Annotated in this window: 16 protein-coding genes; 7 read left to right on the top strand and 9 right to left on the bottom strand. The window is 70.1% G+C overall.

The window, feature by feature from the left end; all coding sequences use genetic code 11:
* Positions 1 to 23: 23 nt before the first annotated feature.
* The 5 genes from DD542_RS08215 to DD542_RS08195 are packed head-to-tail and all read left to right on the top strand — an operon-like array spanning position 24 to position 3,712.
* Complete coding sequence (locus DD542_RS08215; RefSeq protein WP_127804989.1) at positions 24 to 1,214, top strand: beta-ketoacyl-[acyl-carrier-protein] synthase family protein; 1,191 nt, start codon at positions 24 to 26, stop codon at positions 1,212 to 1,214.
* Complete coding sequence (locus DD542_RS08210; protein ID WP_079367195.1) at positions 1,211 to 2,020, top strand: beta-ketoacyl synthase chain length factor; 810 nt, start codon at positions 1,211 to 1,213, stop codon at positions 2,018 to 2,020. Before DD542_RS08215 ends, DD542_RS08210 begins: the two co-directional genes overlap by 4 nt.
* Positions 2,005 to 2,460 carry a hotdog family protein gene (locus DD542_RS08205; protein WP_079367196.1) on the top strand — a complete coding sequence of 152 codons (456 nt, stop codon included), beginning with the start codon at positions 2,005 to 2,007 and terminating at the stop codon, positions 2,458 to 2,460. The genes DD542_RS08210 and DD542_RS08205 overlap by 16 nt, the downstream gene beginning before the upstream one ends.
* Complete coding sequence (gene fabG / locus DD542_RS08200; RefSeq protein ID WP_079367197.1) at positions 2,457 to 3,194, top strand: 3-oxoacyl-ACP reductase FabG; 738 nt, start codon at positions 2,457 to 2,459, stop codon at positions 3,192 to 3,194. The genes DD542_RS08205 and fabG overlap by 4 nt, the downstream gene beginning before the upstream one ends.
* A 23-nt stretch (positions 3,195 to 3,217) precedes the next feature.
* A complete protein-coding gene (locus DD542_RS08195) occupies positions 3,218 to 3,712 on the top strand; it encodes a hypothetical protein (RefSeq protein WP_079367198.1) in 495 nt (164 codons plus the stop codon).
* Between the two features lie 12 nt (positions 3,713 to 3,724).
* On the opposite strand, the gene DD542_RS08190 is transcribed toward DD542_RS08195, so the two are convergent.
* From DD542_RS08190 to DD542_RS08150, 9 genes are all read right to left on the bottom strand, one after another.
* The gene (locus tag DD542_RS08190) at positions 3,725 to 4,903 is read right to left on the bottom strand and encodes a cation:proton antiporter (protein WP_127804987.1); all 1,179 of its coding nucleotides are present in this window, start codon (positions 4,901 to 4,903) and stop codon (positions 3,725 to 3,727) included.
* The gene (locus DD542_RS08185) at positions 4,900 to 5,661 is read right to left on the bottom strand and encodes a class I SAM-dependent methyltransferase (protein WP_127804985.1); all 762 of its coding nucleotides are present in this window, start codon (positions 5,659 to 5,661) and stop codon (positions 4,900 to 4,902) included. Before DD542_RS08185 ends, DD542_RS08190 begins: the two co-directional genes overlap by 4 nt.
* A gap of 1 nt (position 5,662) precedes the next feature.
* Complete coding sequence (locus DD542_RS08180; RefSeq protein ID WP_127804983.1) at positions 5,663 to 6,433, bottom strand: glycosyltransferase family 2 protein; 771 nt, start codon at positions 6,431 to 6,433, stop codon at positions 5,663 to 5,665.
* Positions 6,430 to 7,200: a lysophospholipid acyltransferase family protein gene (locus tag DD542_RS08175; protein ID WP_127804981.1), complete on the bottom strand. Its 771-nt coding sequence runs from the start codon at positions 7,198 to 7,200 to the stop codon at positions 6,430 to 6,432. Before DD542_RS08175 ends, DD542_RS08180 begins: the two co-directional genes overlap by 4 nt.
* Entirely contained in the window at positions 7,193 to 8,047 is an 855-nt protein-coding gene (locus DD542_RS08170) for a MipA/OmpV family protein (protein ID WP_127804979.1), read from the bottom strand. Before DD542_RS08170 ends, DD542_RS08175 begins: the two co-directional genes overlap by 8 nt.
* Positions 8,044 to 9,381, bottom strand: coding sequence for an NAD(P)/FAD-dependent oxidoreductase (locus tag DD542_RS08165; RefSeq protein WP_127804977.1), 1,338 nt, complete (start codon positions 9,379 to 9,381; stop codon positions 8,044 to 8,046). Before DD542_RS08165 ends, DD542_RS08170 begins: the two co-directional genes overlap by 4 nt.
* Positions 9,382 to 9,457: 76 nt before the next feature.
* Positions 9,458 to 11,101 carry a tryptophan 7-halogenase gene (locus DD542_RS08160; RefSeq protein ID WP_127804975.1) on the bottom strand — a complete coding sequence of 548 codons (1,644 nt, stop codon included), beginning with the start codon at positions 11,099 to 11,101 and terminating at the stop codon, positions 9,458 to 9,460.
* A gap of 61 nt (positions 11,102 to 11,162) precedes the next feature.
* The gene (locus DD542_RS08155; RefSeq protein WP_127804973.1) at positions 11,163 to 11,960 is read right to left on the bottom strand and encodes a beta-ketoacyl synthase chain length factor; all 798 of its coding nucleotides are present in this window, start codon (positions 11,958 to 11,960) and stop codon (positions 11,163 to 11,165) included.
* Entirely contained in the window at positions 11,957 to 13,174 is a 1,218-nt protein-coding gene (locus DD542_RS08150) for a beta-ketoacyl-ACP synthase (protein WP_206610815.1), read from the bottom strand. The genes DD542_RS08155 and DD542_RS08150 overlap by 4 nt, the downstream gene beginning before the upstream one ends.
* 123 nt (positions 13,175 to 13,297) lie before the next feature.
* On the opposite strand from DD542_RS08150, the gene DD542_RS08145 reads away from it, so the two are divergent.
* Complete coding sequence (locus tag DD542_RS08145) at positions 13,298 to 13,984, top strand: hypothetical protein (protein WP_127804971.1); 687 nt, start codon at positions 13,298 to 13,300, stop codon at positions 13,982 to 13,984.
* Between the two features lie 36 nt (positions 13,985 to 14,020).
* Complete coding sequence (gene dnaE / locus DD542_RS08140) at positions 14,021 to 17,587, top strand: DNA polymerase III subunit alpha (protein ID WP_127804969.1); 3,567 nt, start codon at positions 14,021 to 14,023, stop codon at positions 17,585 to 17,587.
* The last annotated feature ends 25 nt before the right edge of the window (positions 17,588 to 17,612 follow it).

Below are 17,612 nucleotides of genomic sequence, written 5' to 3'. Positions count from 1 at the left end.
GCGGTTTTCCTACACTGCGCCCCATGACCCCGCTCGCGCTTTCCGCCTACACCCTCACCACCTGCCTCGGCCGCGGGATCGACGCCACCCGCGAGGCCCTGCGCGCCGAACGCTCGGCGCTGGCGCCGTGCACCTTCGAGACGGTGCGGCTCGACACCTGGATCGGCGAGGTCGCCGGCGTCGACGAGCAGCGCCTGCCCGAGGCGCTGGCCCGCTACGACTGCCGCAACAACCGCCTCACGCTCATGGGTCTGGAAACCGACGGTTTTGGCGACCGCGTGCGCGAGGCCGTTGCACGCTACGGCGCGGACCGCGTCGGCGTGTTCCTGGGCACCAGCACCGCCGGCATCCTGCAGACCGAGCTGGCCTACCGCCACCGCGATCCCGCCACCGGCGCGCTGCCCGACGACTTCCACTACCGCACCACGCACAACGCGTTCTCGCTGGCCGAGTTCACGCGCGACCACTTCGGCCTCACTGGCATGGCGATGGCGATCTCCACCGCCTGCTCGTCCAGCGCCAAGGTGTTTGCCGCCGCCGCGCGCCAGCTGGCGCTGGGCACGATCGACGCGGCCATCGTCGGCGGTGTCGACACGCTGTGCCTGACCACGCTCTACGGCTTCGCCTCGCTGCAGCTCACGTCGAAGAACCCCTGCCGGCCCTACGACGCATCGCGCGACGGCATCTCCATCGGCGAGGGCGCGGCCTTCGCCTTGCTGGAGCGCAGCGCATCGCCCGCTTCGGGCACGGTGAAGCTGCTGGGTGTGGGCGAATCGAGCGACGCGTACCACATGTCTTCGCCGCACCCCGAGGGCCTTGGCGCGCGGCTGGCGATGGAGGCCGCGCTGCGCTCGGCCGGTCTTGTGGCCTCTGACATCGACTACATCAACTTGCACGGCACCTCCACGCCGGCCAACGACGCCGCCGAGGGCAAGGCCGTGGCCGCGCTGTTCGGCGACTCCGTGCCGGGCAACTCCACCAAGGGCTACATGGGACACACCCTGGGCGCCGCTGGCGCCATCGAGGCCCTGGTCTGCGCGATGGCGCTGACCGATGGCCGTCTGCCCGGCAGCCCGGGCACCGGCGCGCTCGACCCGTCGATCCCGATCCGCTACCAGTTGCGAGGTGAAGACCGACCGCTGCGCCATGCGTTGAGCAACTCGTTCGGTTTTGGCGGCAGCAACTGCAGCCTGGTGCTGGGAGTCGCAGCATGAACCGCACGACCATGCAACCACTGCAAGCTTTCGTCACCGGCATCGGCCTGATCGCCCCCGGGTTGACCGACTGGGCCAGCGCCGCCGCCGTGCTGCGCGGTGAGCAGCCCCACACGCCGGCCCCCACCGTGCTGCCCGTGCCCGAGCTGCTGCCGCCGGCAGAGCGCCGCCGCGCCAGCCGCGTCATCAAGCTCTCGCTGGGCGCGGGCCTGGAGGCGGTGAAGCAGGCCGGCGCCGACGCGTCGACGCTGGCGACGGTGTTTTCCGCCTCGGGCGCCGACGGCCACAACTGCCACGCGCTGTGCGAACAGCTGGCGGGCGAGGACCGCCAGATCTCGCCCACGCGCTTCCACAACTCGGTGCACAACGCGGCCGCCGGCTACTGGGGCATTGCCACCCGCGCGATGGCGCCGTGCCAGGTGATCGGCGCCTACGACGCCAGCTTCGGCGCGGGCCTGCTGGACGCGCTGGCGCAGGTGGCGGTGGATGGCCAGCCGGTGCTGCTGATCGCCTACGACAGCGAGTACCCCGAGCCGCTGCGCGCCAAGCGCGACACGCCCGACTGCGGCGCCGTGGCGCTGCTGCTCTCGCCAGAGGCCGAGGGCGCGCTGGGCGTGCTCACCGTGGCGCCGACCACCGAGGCCGCCGAGCCGATGCCCGGGGCCTCGCTGGAGGCGCTGCGCACGTCCATCCCCGCGATGCGCGCGCTGCCGCTGCTGCGCCGCGTGGCGGCCGGGCAGGGCGGCGAGGTGGTCCTGGACTACCTCGCGCCCATGCAGCTGCGGGTGGGGTGGCGGCCGTGCTGAGCGCGCCGCTGGACCACGGCTGGATCGCGGCCCACATCCCGCACCAGGGCAGCATGTGCCTGCTGGACCGCGTGCTCGAATGGAGCGAACAGCGCATTGTCTGCGAGGCGGTCAGCCACACCGATCCGGCGAATCCGCTGCGCGATGCGGGCCGCCTGGGCGCGGCTATCGGCGTCGAGTACGCGGCGCAGGCCATGGCGGTGCACGGCGCGCTGCTGGCACCGAGCGACGCGGCCCCCACACAGGGCTACCTCACCAGCGTGCGCGGTCTGAGCCTGCACACCGACCGTCTCGACGACGTGGGTGGCCCGCTCACCATCACGGCCGAGCGCCTGTCGGGTGACGCGCGCCTGATCCTCTACCAGTTCACCCTCCACTGCGGCGAGCGCTGCCTGCTCGACGGCCGCGCCTCCGTGGTGCTCGATGCCCAGTCCCTATGAACACAGACAGCAAACGCCGCCGCGCCCTCGTCACCGGTGGCAGTGGCGGTATCGGCGCCGCCATCTGCGAGCGCCTCGCGGCCGACGGCCACCACGTCATCGTGCACGCCAACCGCGGTCTTGAAAAAGCCCAGGCCCTGGCTGAAAAGATCAACGCGGCCGGCGGCAGCGCCGAGGCCGTGGCCTTCGACATCACCGACCGCGCCGCCACCGCCGCGGTGCTGGAGGCGCTGGTCGAGGTCGCGCCGATCCAGATCCTGGTCAACAACGCCGGCATCCACGACGACGCGGTGTTCCCCGGCATGACCGGCGAACAGTGGGACCGGGTGCTGGACGTGTCCCTCAACGGCTTCTTCAACGTCACCCAGCCGTTGACCATGCCGATGATGCGCACCCGCTGGGGCCGCATCGTCAGCGTGTCCTCGGTGGCGGCGGTGGCCGGCAACCGCGGGCAGGTCAACTACTCGGCCGCCAAGGGCGCGCTGCACGCGGCGAGCAAGTCGCTGGCGCTGGAGCTGGCCAGTCGCGGCGTGACGGTCAACGTGGTCGCACCCGGCCTGATCGCCACCGGCATGATCGAAGGCAGCTTCGACGCCGACGCCGTCAAGCGCATGGTGCCGATGCAGCGCGTCGGCCAGCCGGCCGAGGTGGCGCACCTGGTGGCCTTCCTCGCCTCGGACCAGGCTGGCTACATTTCGGGACAGGTGATTTCGATCAATGGCGCGATGATCTGAAGCATCCAAGGAGTGTCCGAGCCATGAAGCAGCGTTTCCTGTCCTTGCCTGTCACAGCCTGTGTGCTGGCCCTGTCGGCATGGGTGTCGGCCACCTCGGCCCACGCCCAGGAGACGGACACCGTGCAGAGTGCCGCCCAGGCCTGTATGCGGGCCTGGGGCAGCCAGCACCCGTTCACCGACACGCCGCCGCTGCGCACGGTGTCGGGCGCGGTGCGGGTGCTGGGGCGCGGCTCGTCGGTGGCCGACCGCGAGGTCACCGACTTTCCCGTCCTCGTGGTCGTGCAGCCGGGCGTGAACGTGCTGGGCGAGAGCGAGATGGAACTGCTCAACCCCAACGGCTGGTACTGCCTGCGCGCGGCGGTCAACGTGGGCGGCGGGCTGCGCATCAAGCTGCACTGCGACGCCCGCCTCGCGTCGGCCACCTCGGGCACTTCGGTGCTGGGCGACAACGCCGGGCGCGGCGTGTCGGTCATGGGCGCGATCAGCGTCGAGCGCGTGGGCTGCGCGCGCAGCTGATCGGGCCCGCGTTCAGCGGTGCGCCGACATCCTCGGCGCCACCACCGGCACCGTCAGCATGGTGCTGGCCACAGCCATCAGCAGCAGGGCGGTGAAGGTCTCGCTGGTGATGACCTGCTTGTCCAGCAGGATGTTGACGAAGATGATCATGATCAGCGCCTTGGTCTGCAGCAGCCAGCCAATGACGCTGGCCTCGCCCGGGCCCCAGCCCAGCACGCGGCCCGCGATGCGCACTCCGATCAGCTTGCCCGCCACGGAAACGAACAGCAGCAGCGCCGCCGCGGCGAACACCTCGGCGCCGCCGACAGCCCAGTTGGTGCGCAGGCCGGTGGAAAGGAAGAACACCGGCATCATCACCAGCAGCACGTGGTGGCGCAGCTGGTCGAGCCTGTCCTGGTTGAACCAGTGCGCGTCCATGATGGCGCCGGCCAGGAAGGCGCCCACCATGTAGTGCAGGCCGGCCCAGTCGGCACCGAAACCGCAGGCCGCGAGCCAGATCAGTGCCACGTACCAGCGGTCGCGCTCCTGCAGCCAGGCCATCAGGCGCCGGAAGCCCCAGCCCAGCACCACAAAGGCGATCAGGAAGACCACCTGCTTGCCGATGCGGCTCCAGTCCATCAGGATCAGCGCCAGCACGCCCCAGATCGCGATGTCGTCCAGGCTGGCGTAGCGCAGGATGCGCTGGCCCAGCGGGTGGCGCAGGATCTCCAGCTTCTCCATCAGCAGGATCAGGATCGGCAGCGCGGTGACCGCGCAGGCCATGCCCACGCCGGTGATGAACTGCCAGTCCTGCGCCAGCGGCCCCATCCAGCCCGGGAACTGCAGCAGCACCAGCGCGGCGCCGCAGCCCAGCAGCAGCGGCACACCCAGCGCCAGGCCGGCGGTGATGCCGCTCTCGCGCCGGTGCTTCCAGGCCTGGGCCAGGTCCAGCTCGACGCCGGCGATCATCACGAACAGCATCACGGCCCACCAGGCGATGCCGTTGAGCGACTGCACCACCGCGGGCGTGAACACGAACTGGTAGTACTCGGGCGACCACTTGCCCAGCACCCCGGGCCCGAGCAGGATGCCCATGATGATCTGCACCACCACCAGCGGTGCGAAGTAGTCGGTGTTGAAGACTCTCCAGACCAGCCAGGGCAGGCTGAAGATGATCAGCATCGCGATCAGGAAGATCTCGGTGGTGTTCATGCCGGGCGCACCCCGGTGTACTCGCGGAAGATGCCCAGCGACACCGAGCAGCCCACATCGGCAAAGCCGGCGCGCCGCAGCGCGTCCATGATGGTCTCGGGGTCCAGCGCCGCCTCGATGGTGTCGCCGTAGTAGGCCCAGAGCTTCTGCACGTCGGCGTGCCGGCCGGTGAGCCGCGCCATCAGCGGCACCAGCACCGAGATGTGGAAGCGCAGCAGGCCGCGCAGCAGGCGGCCGCGCGGGCGGCTGATTTCCATGATGCAGACCTTGCCACCGGGCTTGAGCACGCGCAGGTACTCGGACAGGACCTTGTCCAGGTCGTCGACATGGCGCAGGGCATAGCCCATGGACACGAAGTCGGCCTGCGCGTCGGGCAGGGGAATGGCCTCGCCGAAAGCCTCGATGGTCTCCACCGACACCTTCTTGCGCAGCTCGGCCAGCATGCCGGGCGAGGGGTCGACCGCGATCACCCGGCCCGTCGGGCCGACCAGCTCGACCCCGGCCACCGTGACCAGTCCGGTGCCGGCCGCCACGTCCACCAGCGTCATGCCGGCGGACAGGCCGTTGCGCTTGAGCACGTCGCGCCGGTACCAGGCGCCACTGCCCAGGGCGGTCAGGCTCTCGGCGCTGTCGTAGCCGCCGGCCGCCTGGTTGAACATGGTCTGGGTGAGGGCGCGGCGCTCGCCCTCGCTCTTGAAATAGGGGCGCAGGCGCGGGTCGTCCTTGAGGGCGCCTTTCCCCTTGCTGGGGTTGTTCATGTCAGTGTTCCGATCCAAAAAGACGCCGCCAGACCAGCAGGGGCAGCCGCAGCACGAAGCCGATGAAGAGGCGGGTGTGCATCCAGGTCAGCAGGGTGTTGTCGCGCAGGTATTTGAAGTGGGAGACGCCGCCTTCTTCCGCGCTGAGGTAGCGCACCGGGGCGTCGATGTTGAGCGGCCTCACGCCGGCCCAGCACAGCCGCACCACGGCCTCGGGGTCGAAGTCGAAGCGGCGCATGAAGCGGTTGCCGCGCATGATCTTCGCCAGTGGCGCGATGGGGTAGACGCGAAAGCCGTAGAGCGAATCGCCCACGCCCATCCACAGCGTCTCCAGGTTGGCCCAGCCGTTGGAGACCTTGCGGCCGTTGACGCGCAGGGCCGGCGCCTCGGGGCCGAACACCGGCTTGCCCAGCACCATCGTGCCCGGGTCGCGCTGCGAGGCGGCCATGAAGGTCGGAATGAGGTCGGCCGGGTGCTGGCCGTCGGAGTCCATGGTCAGCGCGTGGGTGAAGCCCTCGCGCGCGGCCTGTTCGATGCCGGCGAGCACGGCCGAACCCTTGCCCTGGTTGTGGGGCAGCACGATGACGCGCAGCCCGGGGTCGCGGGCGGCTTCGGCCTGCAGCAGCCGGTCGGTGCCGTCGGTGCTGCCGTCGACGACGACCCACACGGGTGTCCATTGCGCGCGGGCCTGGCGCACGGTGTCCAGCACGCCCGGGCCGGGGTTGTAGCTGGGGATCAGGACCAGGTGGGTGCTCGAAGGAGAAGCGGTCATGCGGTTGGGGCGGCGGGCGCTTGGACCTCGCGGCGGAAATAGGCCTCCAGCTCGGTGGTGAAGGCCATGTGGTCGGTGGGGGCATCGAAGCGCCGGCCCAGGCGGGCCTTCACGGTCAGCGGCAGCACCGGCGGGCGCAGCAGCGGCCAGGCCTTGCCCAGATAGGCGGTGGAAAAGTCCAGCAGCACGGTCTGCACCGGGACACCGGCGCGGCGGGCGATCATGCCCGTGGTGGGCTGCAGCGGGTCGACCGGGAAGTGCACGGTGCGGCTGCCCTCGGGGAACAGCACCAGGTGGGTGCCCTGCTGCAGCGCTTCGCAGCCCCCCGCGATGATCTGCAGGATGCCGTCGTTGCGCACATAGCGCGCCAGCCGTGCGGCCGAGCCGAACAGCGGGTTGTCCATCAGGCTGGCCTTCATCACGCAGATCGCATCGGGCAGCTGCGAGACCAGGATCACCGCGTCGAGCAGCGAGGGGTGGTTGGCGGCGATGACCAGTCCGCGCTCATGGCGCAGGCCCTCGATCTCGGACAGGTCGAAGCGGCAGGCGCACAGCCGCTGCAGCAGGCCCAGGTAGAAGCGGAAACCCGCCGCGATCACGCGCCGGCCCAGCCGCTGGCCCACGGGCCGCGGCAGCAGCGGGTGCAGCAGCATGGCAAAGGGCAGCCAGGTCAGGCAGAGCAGCGCCAGGGCCCCCAGGCCGAGGTGCATGGCCAGGTGCTCGTACAGGGTCCACAGCGGACCACGTGGCCGCAGCGTGTCATTCATCGACCGGTACGTGCTCGCTCGATTCGCCCAGGACCCAGGACACCGCCACACCGCCGGCCACGTAGTTTCGCGTGCGCACCAGCGGGCTGGCCTCGAACGCCGCGCCGCGCAGGCTGTCGTAGCGCAGGAAGGCGCCCACCCACTGGTTGCCGAAGCGCTTGGACACGCCCACCAGGTACTGCATGCCGGCGAAGCCGGCGCTGGCCCGGTAGGCCGCGCGGTCGGCGGTGGCGTAGGCGGCATCGACGCCGTAGAAGTACTGGTGTTGCTTGCGGTCGCCGAACAGCGGGCCGGCCTGCAGGCCGACGTTCCAGCCCGGCAGACCGGACAGGTCGGTGAGATCCAGGTTGAGCTTGGGGTGCAGCACCCAGCCCAGGCTCTTCGGGTTGCGTTCCAGCGTGTAGGCGGCGCGCAGCGGCAGCAGCAGCTTGAGCTGGCGCGCCTTGCCCTCGGTCTGCCACAGGGTCAGGTTCAGCTGCGGGCCTACCTCGAAGTTGGCGCGCAGGTCGGGCATGCCGGCGCGCGCCCGGATGTCCTCACTCGACGCCGGCGGCGACAACGCGGCCGAGACCGTCAGCTCGGCGCGGTCGGAATCGAACAGCTCGGCGCGCACGCCGTCGCGGTCGGCCTTGAGGAACTCGCCGCGGTAGACGAAGTAGGGGGTGGGCAGCACGAAGGCCTGGCGCTGGTCAGAGCCGCGGTAGGCCGGAAAGCTCACCGCCGCCACACCGGCGCCGGCTTCCCACAGCGGCTTGTCTTCCGCGCCCTGGGCCGGGGCGGTGGTCCCCAGGCCCAGGAGCAGGCCGGCCATGCCGGGTGCGGACGCGAGGCGGAGCAGGGTCTTCATGCGTTGTACATGGCGGGGTCGTCCACCTTGCGGATGTTGAAGCGGCGCCGCTGCCAGGCTTTGAACGCGCGCCGGGGCTGGGTGATGTTGGCGATGTAGTACATCGCCTTGAATATGAGGATCGAGCGCCAGATCGGGGTCCTGCCGAACACGTCGCCTGCCAGCACCGACAGGATGGCTTCCTTGACGCGGAACACGTTCTTCGGACCCATCAGGAAGTCGCGCATGATCGGATTGGTGACGCGGTAGATGAACCAGGAAAACTCCTTGGGCCCGTGGCGCATCACCCGGTCGAAACGCTTGAGCGCGGCAGTGGCCCGCTGCGGCTGGCGCAGGCAGGTGTCGATGGTGTCGGCGCCCACCACCGCGCTGTGCATGGCGAGCCAGACACCCGAGGAGAACACCGGGTCGATGAAGGCATAGGCGTCGCCGAGCAGGAGGTAGCTCTGGCCGTGGTTGCGTTCGGAAACGTAAGAGAAGTTGCCGGTGGCCTCCACCGGGCTCACCTGCGTGGCCGTGGCCAGGCGTTCGGCCAGCGGCGGGCAGGTGGCGATGTTGTCCATCAGAAACTGCTGCAGGCTGCGCGCGCCCTTGGACTTCATGTGGTACGGCCAGGTGACCATGCCGATACTGGTGGTGCCGTTGGTCAGCGGGATGAACCAGAACCAGCCGTGCGCGAACCAGAAGATGCGGATGTTGCCTTCTTCCTCTCCTTCACCGCGGTCGGCGCCGTGGAAGTGGGCGTAGAGGGCCGAGCTGTTGTGGCGCGGGTTGCGGTGCTTGATGCGGAAGCGGTTGGCCAGGAAGGTGTCGCGCCCGGAGGCGTCGACCACAAAGCGCGCGTGCCAGCGCACCGCCTGGTCATCCGCGTCCATGGCGCTGACATGGGCGCCGCCGCCGTCCAGGAATTCAACCCCGGTGACCTTGACGCCCTCCAGCGCCAAAGCGCCCTTGTTGCGCGCATGGCGGAACAGGATGTGGTCGAAGTCGGCGCGCCGCACCTGGTAGGCGGCGGGCATGGACTTGTCCCAGGCGTCGGCGAAATAGAAGGTCTGGGCGCGGCCGTGCTCCATGGAGACGAACTCCGCACCCGGCTTGTGCATGCCGATGGCCTTGATCTCGTCGGCAATGCCCATCTGTTCGAACAGCGGCAGGTTGGCGGGCAGCAGCGATTCACCGATGTGAAAGCGCGGGTGGTGGGCCTTTTCGAGCAGCACCACCTGGTGGCCTTTTTCGGCGAGCAGGCTGGCCACCGTGGAGCCGGCCGGGCCGCCGCCGATGACCAGCACATCGCAGGAAGGGGCGCTGACGCTGCCCGGGACCGGTGTGTTCATGGCGTGGGATTCGGAATGCAATGCGGAAGCCGCCGGGCGGGTGCCGGCGGAAGCCCCGCATCATAGTCCGTCGCCCTCAGCCGACCGGCTCGGGCAGCCGGCCCGGCAGCAGGGCGCGGGCCGGGTCATTGGCGGCCGGGTCGGGCGCCACCAGCCGGCCCAGCGCGCCGGTGTCGAGCCCCGGATGGTCGGCCAGGGCGCGACCGAGGATCTGCCCGGCCAGCGTGTGCAACTGGGCGTTGGACGCGCGGATGCGGGCCACGAAGCCGGCGGCGTCCAGTGTGTCGTTGAGGCTGCGGTTGAGTTCGGCGAACCAGGGCAGGGCGGCCTGGTCCAGCATCACCGCGGGGTTGCGCTTCTCGCTGACCACCGACCAGGCGCGCAGGAAGTCCTGCACCGCTCGGTTGAGCGCCTGGCACTGCGCCAGCTCGGTGCGCAGTGCGGCCAGCGACGACAGGTCGGCCAGCCGGTCGTGGAAGACGAACTGCGCCAGCACGCCCCAGTAGTAGGTGTAGTCCCAGATCACCTTGACCGGCAGCACCTCGGGGTCGCCGAAGATCGGGTACTGGTCCTGGTAGAGCGCCAGCGTGCTCTCGTAGAACGAGTGCAGCAGCTGGTCGAACACCTGCACCCGCGCGCCCAGGCGCTCGCCGCGCCGGTCCATGCTGACCAGCTCGGTGATGTAGGTGTTGCTGATGGCGATGAAGTCGCTGCCTGGTGAATAGAAGGGGTCGAGGAACAGCCCGGCCTCGCCGGTCAGCGCCCAGCGGTCGGCCGAATAGACCTGCTTGCAGCCGTAGGAGAAGCGCTTGAAGAAGGCGAAGTCCTGCAGCAGGTGGCGCTTGCCGTCCAGCTCGTCGAACAGCAGCGGCTGGTAGGTCTGGAACCAGTCCATGGCCTTCTCGAAGGTGTCCATGGTGTCCAGCGGGTGGATGGCCGGGTCGGCCACGATGCCGACCGAGTGCGAGCCCGAAGACAGCGGGATCAGCCAGACCCAGTAGCCCGCACCGACCAGGTGGTTGGTCGAGAGCCAGCGCGCCGGCGGGTCGCAGCGCCCGCGCCACTCGGCGTTGTCGGTCCAGCGGTCGATCTCAATGCGGTCCTTGATCCGGAACCAGATCGCGTGGGCGGCGTGGTTGTTCGGCTCCGCCAGACCGAGCTTGCGCTTGATCAGGCCGGCGCGGCCGCAGGCGTCGACCACCCAGCGGCTGTCCACCTCGTGTGGCGATGTGCCCAGCGAGTAGCCCACCCGGTGCAGGGCGGCCGGGTCGGCGGACGACTCGGCCAGGTGGATCTGCCGCACCATGGAGCCCTCGATCACCTCGATGCCGCGGCGGCGGGCCTCTTCGACCAGGAAGTTCTCGAAGATGCCGCGGTCGATCTGGTAGCTGGGCACGGAGAGGTGGCGGCTGGCGCCGATCTCGGTCACCTGGTCCAGGTCGCGCCGGCCTTCGGAGAAGAAGAAGCGGAAACCGAACTTGCGCAGGTGGCGCTCGCGCAGGTGATCGCCCAGCCCCACGACCTTGTCGAAGTAGTGCGCACCGACCTCGACCGTCGATTCACCCACCTTGTGGGCGGCTTCGGGCGCCGGGCCTGCGCGGCGCTCCAGCACCAGGATGTCCAGGTCGGGCTCGCGCTGGCGCAGCTGCAGGGCCAGCGTCAGGCCGGCCAGTCCACCACCGAGGATGACGACGTCGCGGGGAGGGTGTTGCGGATTCATGGCGGCAGTATCGCCGCATTGCTTCGTTGTGGCGGCCTGCGGAACGGGGAAACCGAGGGGTTCAGGGGGCGATGAGCAGGTCCAGCGACTGGTGGGCCGACAGCGGCCAGACCAGCCGCGCCGGTTGCGCGGCGGCCAGGGCCTCGAACAGGGGCAGGGCGGGCGCCATGGCGTTGCGGCCCAGCGCCTGCGCGGCGGGGCTGCGGGCGGCCGGCGCCTCGGTGGCGCCGGGGCGCAGTTGCCAGTCCAGCCGCGCGGTGCGGGCCGGCCCGGCCTGCGGCGCCAGCACCAGCGCCACGGCCAGTGCGCCCTGGCTGCGGGTGGTGTTGGTCAGGGCGCCGACGGCGGCGGTGTCGTAGGCCACGTACAGCACCGGCCGCTGCTCGGCCTGGCACTGCACCAGCGCTTCCAGCAGGCCGTGGGCGAAGCTGTGCGCGGCGCCGCTGACCGCGGTGTTGCTCTGGCTGTTGCGGGTGAGCATGCTCCAGAACCCGGCCGGCGCGTTGTGGATCGAGTGCAGGAACCGGGTGGGCGACACCAGGGTGGGCGTGTGCACCAGGGTGCGGCACAGCTCGTCGATCACCGGCAGGTCGCCATGGGCCGAGGCAAACACTGCCAGCAGCTGTGCCGGATCGTGGCCGCAGGCGGCCACCGCCTCGTGGGCGGCGGCCAGGGACAGGGCCACGGTATGGGGCGCCCGGCGCCGCTCGGCCGGTGGCAGCTGGCTGGGCGCTGGAATCGGCAACGGCGGGTCCGCCGGGGGGGCCTCGCCCCGCAGCGCGGAGCGCGCCGCGGCCCAGCCGGGCAGGGTGGGTGACCAGAGCGCGAGGCCGTCGATGTGGGCGCTGAACCGGCTCATGAATCCGCTCCGTCGGCGCGACCGAACACCAGCACGCAGTTGCTGCCGCCGAAGGCAAATGCGTGGCTGGCCACTGCGCGCACCCGCTGTTCCCGCGGTGCCAGCAGCAGCCGGCCCTGGAGGCCCGCCTCGGGGTCGCGGGTGTTCACCGTGCCGGGCAGCAGGCCGTGCTCCAGCGCCAGCAGGCTGAAGACCGCGCCCAGGGCGCCGGCCGCGCCCAGCGTGTGGCCGGTCATGCCCTTGGTGGAGCTGACCGGTGTGCCAGGGGAAAAGCGCCGCCCGATCAGCCGCGCCTCGACCTCGTCGTTCTTGGGCGTGGCGGTGCCGTGCAGGTGCACGAAGCCGATGTCGCCGGTGCCCAGCCCGGCGCGGGCCAGCGCCTGGTCCAGTGCGGCCTCGGCGCCCGCGCCGTCGGGGTCGGGGGCGGACAGGTGGTGGGCGTCGCTGGACTCGCCGTGGCCCAGCAGCTGCAGGCCGCCGCTGCCGCGTTCGAGCAGGGCGAAGGCCGCGGCCTCGCCGATGCTGATGCCTCGGCGCGCCTCGTCGAAGGGCCGGCAGGGTTCGGGCGAGACCAGCTGCAGCGCATGGAAGCCGAACAGCACGCTGCCGCACAGGCTGTCGACCCCGCCCACGACCGCCGCGTCGGCCAGCCCCAGGCGGATCAGGCGCTCCGCGGCGGCAAAGACCTTGGCACTCGACGAGCAGGCGGTGGACACCGTGAGCGCCGGACCCTGCAGGCCCAGCGCCTCCTGCGCAAAACCGGTGAGCGAATGCAAGGTGTGCAACGCCGGGTTGGCGGGCTGGGGCGGGAACACGCCGGTGGCGTCGAGCGCCTGGTAGGCGTCCTCGGTGGCGCCGATGCTGGCGGTGGACGAGCCGAGCACCAGGGCCACCCGAGCGGCGCTGTGGCGCTGCACCGCGGCGCCGACCGCATCCACAAAGCCGTCCGCCTGCAGGCCCCGCCAGGCCAGGCGGTTGTTGCGGCAGTCCCAGTGCGCCCATCGCGCCGGCAAGGGCTGGTCCAGCCCGTCGACGCGGCCGACCCAGGTGTTCAGGGGCTCGGCCATCGGGGCGGCGCCAAAGTCATGGGGTCCGAGTGGGCGCAGGCCGCCGCGGCCCTGCGCTATGGCGTCCCGCATCGCCGCCCGGCCGTCGCCCAGGGCCGACACGGCGGTGAAGGCTCGGACGCGAAGCGGAGGAATGGGCACGGTGATCGGTCGGTGGATGGGGTGGTGGCCGGCATTGTAGGGAGCCGACCCGGGGCCGCGGACACACCACCCCCCGGTAAAATCACAGGTCCGTTTCTATGGCGCCTGTTGGCGCGCACCCCCCACCCCATGCCCCCTTCGACGACCGAACTGCCCCCGCCGGCGGCCTCTTCCATTTGGCCCTGGATCAAAGGCTTGGCAGCGGCCCTGGTGGCGGTGGCCTGGGCCGTGGCCTCGCACATGGCGGCCGGGCAGAGCGAACCCTCCGGCTGGGGCGCGGCCCTGGCGCTGGCGCCGGTGGTCACGGCCCTGGTGCTGGGCCTGTGGAGCCTGCCGGCGCGCTGGCTGGGCCTGACGGGCCTGGTCCTGATGGCGGTGCTGCTGGTCGGCGCCTGGCCCTGGCTCACCGCCCGCGTTCCGCTGCTGTTCTTTCTGGACCAGACCGGCGTCTATATATTGATGGCGGTGGTGTTCGGCCGCACCCTGCGGGGGCCGGGCGAGTCGCTGGTGACCCAGATGGCGCGGCTGGTCCACGGCGGGGTGCTGTCGGCCCGGCAACTGGTCTACACCCGGGGGGTCACCATCGCCTGGAGCGTGTTTTTCCTGGTCATGGCCCTGGTGTCGGTGGCGCTGTTCCTGTGGGCACCCACGCCGGTCTGGTCGACCTTCGCCTACCTGCTGGGCGGCCCGCTGATCGGCCTGATGTTCCTGGGCGAATTCCTCTGGCGCCGCCACGCGCTGGCCGGCGAGGACAAGGCCACCATCGCCGACGCCATCCGCGCCTGGAAGGCGCACAACGCCGACAAGGCGCCCTGATTTTTTCCGCCCGCCACCCGCGGGCCGTTTGCACCGATGTTCATCCACCTGCGCCTGCACACCGAGTTTTCCGTCGTCGACGGCACCAACCGCATCGACGACGCTGTGGCCGCGGCGCAGGCCGACGGCCAGCCCGCGCTGGCGATCACCGACCTCAACAACCTGTTCGGTGCGGTCAAGTTCTACAAGGCCGCCCGCGGGGCCGGCGTCAAGCCGGTGCTGGGGGCCGAGGTGTCGCTGGCCGGCTTCACCGACGAAACGCCGGGTGCCATGCCCGGTGCCCACCAGCCGCCGGCGCCGCGCGTGATCCTGCTGGTGCAGGACAAGCAGGGCTACCTCAACCTCAGCGAGCTGCTCGCCCGCGCCTGGACGCGCAGCGACGGCCGGGCCGGCGCGGTGGTGCAGCGCGAATGGCTGGAGGAACTCAACGCCGGCCTGCTGATGCTCTCCGGCGCGCAAGCCGGCCCCGTGGGGCAGGCGCTGGTGCAGGGCGATGCGCAGCGCGCCGCCGACCTGGCGCTGCAGCTGGCCAGCCTGTTCCCGCACCGGTTCTACATCGAGCTGCAGCGCGCGGGCCGTGCCGACGACGAGCGCCATGTGATCGCCGCGGTGCAGCTCGCCGCGCGCCTGCACCTGCCGGTGGTGGCGACGCACCCGGTGCAGTTCCTGGCCGAGGACGACTACGAGGCGCACGAGGCGCGCGTCTGCATCGCCGAGGGCGAGATCCTGGCCAACAACCGGCGTGTGCGCCGTTTCACACGCGAGCAGTACTTCAAGTCGTCGGCGCAGATGGAAGCGCTGTTCGCCGACATCCCCTCGGCCATCGCCAACACGCTGGAGATTGCCAAGCGCTGCAACCTGACCCTGGTGCTGGGCAAGCCGCAGCTGCCGAACTTTCCGATCCCGCCGGTGGACGGCCGCATCATGTCGGTGGAGGAGTACTTCCGCCACGTGTCCTACGAGGGACTGGAAGGGCGTCTGAAGCACCTCTTCCCCGACGAGGCCAAGCGCGAGGAGCAGCGCCCGCGCTACGTCGAGCGGCTGGAGTTCGAGCTCAACACCATCCTGAAGATGGGGTTTCCGGGCTACTTCCTGATCGTGTCGGACTTCATCAAGTGGGCCAAGGAAAACGGCTGCCCGGTGGGGCCGGGCCGGGGTTCCGGGGCCGGTTCGCTGGTGGCCTACGCGCTGCTCATCACCGACCTCGACCCGCTGCAGTACAACCTGCTGTTCGAGCGCTTCCTGAACCCGGAGCGGGTCTCCATGCCCGACTTCGACATCGACTTCTGCCAGTCCAATCGCGACCGGGTGATCGACTACGTGAAGGACCGCTACGGCAAGGACGCGGTGAGCCAGATCGCCACCTTCGGCACCATGGCCGCGCGCGCGGCCATCCGCGACGTGGGCCGGGTGCTCGACTTCTCCTACGGCTTCTGCGACGGCATCTCCAAGCTCATCCCCAACAAGCCGGGGATGAGCGTGACGCTGCAGTACCCGCCCAACCCAAAGAAGGAGGGCGACAAAAACAACTACGCCATCGAGATGGAGCCCATCCTGGCGGAGCGCATCGAGAAGGAAGAGGACGTCAGGACCCTGATCGAGCTGGCGCAGAAGCTCGAGGGCATGACCCGCAACATCGGCATGCACGCCGGTGGCGTGCTGATCGCGCCGGGCAAGCTGACCGACTTCTGCCCGCTCTACCAGCAGCCGGGCAGCGAGTCGGCGGTGAGCCAGTACGACAAGGACGATGTGGAAGCCATCGGCCTGGTGAAGTTCGACTTTCTGGGCCTGGCCACGCTGACCATCCTGGAGATCGCGCGCGAGTTCATCATGAAGCGCCACAAGGGCCAGGAGAACTTCCGCTTCGAGGACGTGCCACTGGACGACAAGGCCGTGTACGCGCTGTTCTCCAAGGGCCAGACCGAGGCCGTGTTCCAGTTTGAAAGCCGCGGCATGCAGGGCATGCTGCGCGACGCCAAACCCAGCCGGCTGGAAGACCTGATCGCCCTGAACGCGCTCTACCGCCCAGGCCCGATGGACCTGATCCCCAGCTTCGTGGCGCGCAAGCACGGGCGCGAGGTGGTCGAGTACCCGCACCCCCTGGTGGAGCCGGTGCTGGCCGAGACCTACGGGATCATGGTCTACCAGGAGCAGGTGATGCAGACCGCCCAGGTGCTGGGCGGCTACTCGCTGGGCGGCGCCGACATGCTGCGCCGGGCCATGGGCAAGAAGAAACCCGAGGAGATGGCCGAGCACCGCCTGATCTTCCGCAAGGGCGCGGCCGAGAAGGGCATCAGCGAACAGAAGGCCGACGAGGTCTTCGACCTGATGGAGAAGTTCGCCGGCTACGGTTTCAACAAGTCGCACGCCGCCGCTTACTCGCTGCTGGCCTACCACACGGCCTGGCTCAAGGTGCACTACACGGCCGAGTTCTTCTGCGGCAACATGACCGTGGAAATGGACGACACCGACAAGCTCAAGGTGTTGTGGGAGGACGCGCGCAAGATGGGCATGGCCTTCGAGCCGCCCGACGTGAATCGCGGCGGCTACCGTTTCGAGCCGGTCACCGACAAGCTCATCCGCTACGGCCTGGGAGCCGTCAAGGGCACGGGCCAGCAGGCGATCGAAGCCATCGTTGCGGCGCGCGAAGGGCGCGGCGAAGGCCCGAACGGCGACGAAAAAGGCCCGTTCACCAGCCTGTTCAATTTCTGCCTGCGGGTGGACCGCCAGCGCATCAACAAGCGCACGGTGGAGGCGCTGATCAAGGCGGGGGCCTTCGATGCGCTCAACCTCAACCGGGCCGAGCTGCTGGCCTCGCTGGACGTGGCCTTCGAGTACGCTGCGGCCACCCAGGCCAACGCCCACCAGGGCGGGCTGTTCGACATGCTGGGCGGCGACGACCATGGTTCCAGCGCGCAGGAGCCGGCCTACGAGACCACCACGCCCTGGGGTGTGAAGGAGCGGCTGACGCACGAGAAGACCGCCATCGGGTTCTACTTCTCGGGCCACCTGTTCGACGAGGTCGAGCGCGAGGTGCGGCGCTTCGCGCGCACGCCGCTGGCCGACGTGAAGGAAAGCCGCGACCCGGTGATCCTGGCCGGCATCGTCTCGGACTTCCGCGTCATCAACGGACAGCGCGGCAAGCTGGCCTTCTTCAAGCTCGACGACAAGAGCGGCGTGCTGGAGGTCAGTGCCGACGAGCACCTGATCAACCAGTACCGACACCTGCTCAAGGACGACGAGCTGCTGGTCGTACAGGCGACCGTGCAGCCGGACCGCTTCTCCGGCGGGTTGCGGCTGAAGATCCAGCAGATCTGGGACCTGGCGGCCGCCCGCTGTCGTTTCGGCAAGTACCTGCGTGTGGCGGTCAACGGCCACGCACCGGCCATTGCCCAGCTGGTGCGCGACTTCCCGCCCCGGCGCGAAGACACCGAGCAGGGTGAACTGGTCCGTGGGCTGGGGGTGCGGCTGATGATCGAGCGCGCCGGCGCGCGCTGCGAGCTGCAGCTGGACGACCGGGCGCTGTTTTTCCCCACCGATGCTGCGCTGGCCAGCTGGATGGCGCAGGCACACGAGCGGCGCGCCGAGATCGTGTTCGACTGACCGCAGAACGGCCCTCTGCGGCAAA

The organism is Hydrogenophaga sp. NH-16 (genome assembly GCF_004006415.1).
Lineage (GTDB): Bacteria > Pseudomonadota > Gammaproteobacteria > Burkholderiales > Burkholderiaceae_C > Hydrogenophaga > Hydrogenophaga pseudoflava.
This window is presented reverse-complemented; position numbering and strand designations above follow the sequence as displayed.

What these genes read in the sequence shown, in the direction of transcription:
- DD542_RS08195 (WP_079367198.1), top strand. Translation starts at nt 3,218, where the DNA reads ATGAAGCAGCGTTTCCTGTCCTTGCCTGTCACAGCCTGTGTGCTGGCC.
- dnaE (WP_127804969.1), top strand. Translation starts at nt 14,021, where the DNA reads ATGTTCATCCACCTGCGCCTGCACACCGAGTTTTCCGTCGTCGACGGC.
- DD542_RS08165 (WP_127804977.1), bottom strand. Translation starts at nt 9,381, where the DNA reads ATGAACACACCGGTCCCGGGCAGCGTCAGCGCCCCTTCCTGCGATGTG.
- DD542_RS08210 (WP_079367195.1), top strand. Translation starts at nt 1,211, where the DNA reads ATGAACCGCACGACCATGCAACCACTGCAAGCTTTCGTCACCGGCATC.
- DD542_RS08180 (WP_127804983.1), bottom strand. Translation starts at nt 6,433, where the DNA reads ATGACCGCTTCTCCTTCGAGCACCCACCTGGTCCTGATCCCCAGCTAC.
- fabG (WP_079367197.1), top strand. Translation starts at nt 2,457, where the DNA reads ATGAACACAGACAGCAAACGCCGCCGCGCCCTCGTCACCGGTGGCAGT.
- DD542_RS08155 (WP_127804973.1), bottom strand. Translation starts at nt 11,960, where the DNA reads ATGAGCCGGTTCAGCGCCCACATCGACGGCCTCGCGCTCTGGTCACCC.
- DD542_RS08160 (WP_127804975.1), bottom strand. Translation starts at nt 11,101, where the DNA reads ATGAATCCGCAACACCCTCCCCGCGACGTCGTCATCCTCGGTGGTGGA.
- DD542_RS08215 (WP_127804989.1), top strand. Translation starts at nt 24, where the DNA reads ATGACCCCGCTCGCGCTTTCCGCCTACACCCTCACCACCTGCCTCGGC.
- DD542_RS08175 (WP_127804981.1), bottom strand. Translation starts at nt 7,200, where the DNA reads ATGAATGACACGCTGCGGCCACGTGGTCCGCTGTGGACCCTGTACGAG.
- DD542_RS08185 (WP_127804985.1), bottom strand. Translation starts at nt 5,661, where the DNA reads ATGAACAACCCCAGCAAGGGGAAAGGCGCCCTCAAGGACGACCCGCGC.
- DD542_RS08145 (WP_127804971.1), top strand. Translation starts at nt 13,298, where the DNA reads ATGCCCCCTTCGACGACCGAACTGCCCCCGCCGGCGGCCTCTTCCATT.
- DD542_RS08190 (WP_127804987.1), bottom strand. Translation starts at nt 4,903, where the DNA reads ATGAACACCACCGAGATCTTCCTGATCGCGATGCTGATCATCTTCAGC.
- DD542_RS08170 (WP_127804979.1), bottom strand. Translation starts at nt 8,047, where the DNA reads ATGAAGACCCTGCTCCGCCTCGCGTCCGCACCCGGCATGGCCGGCCTG.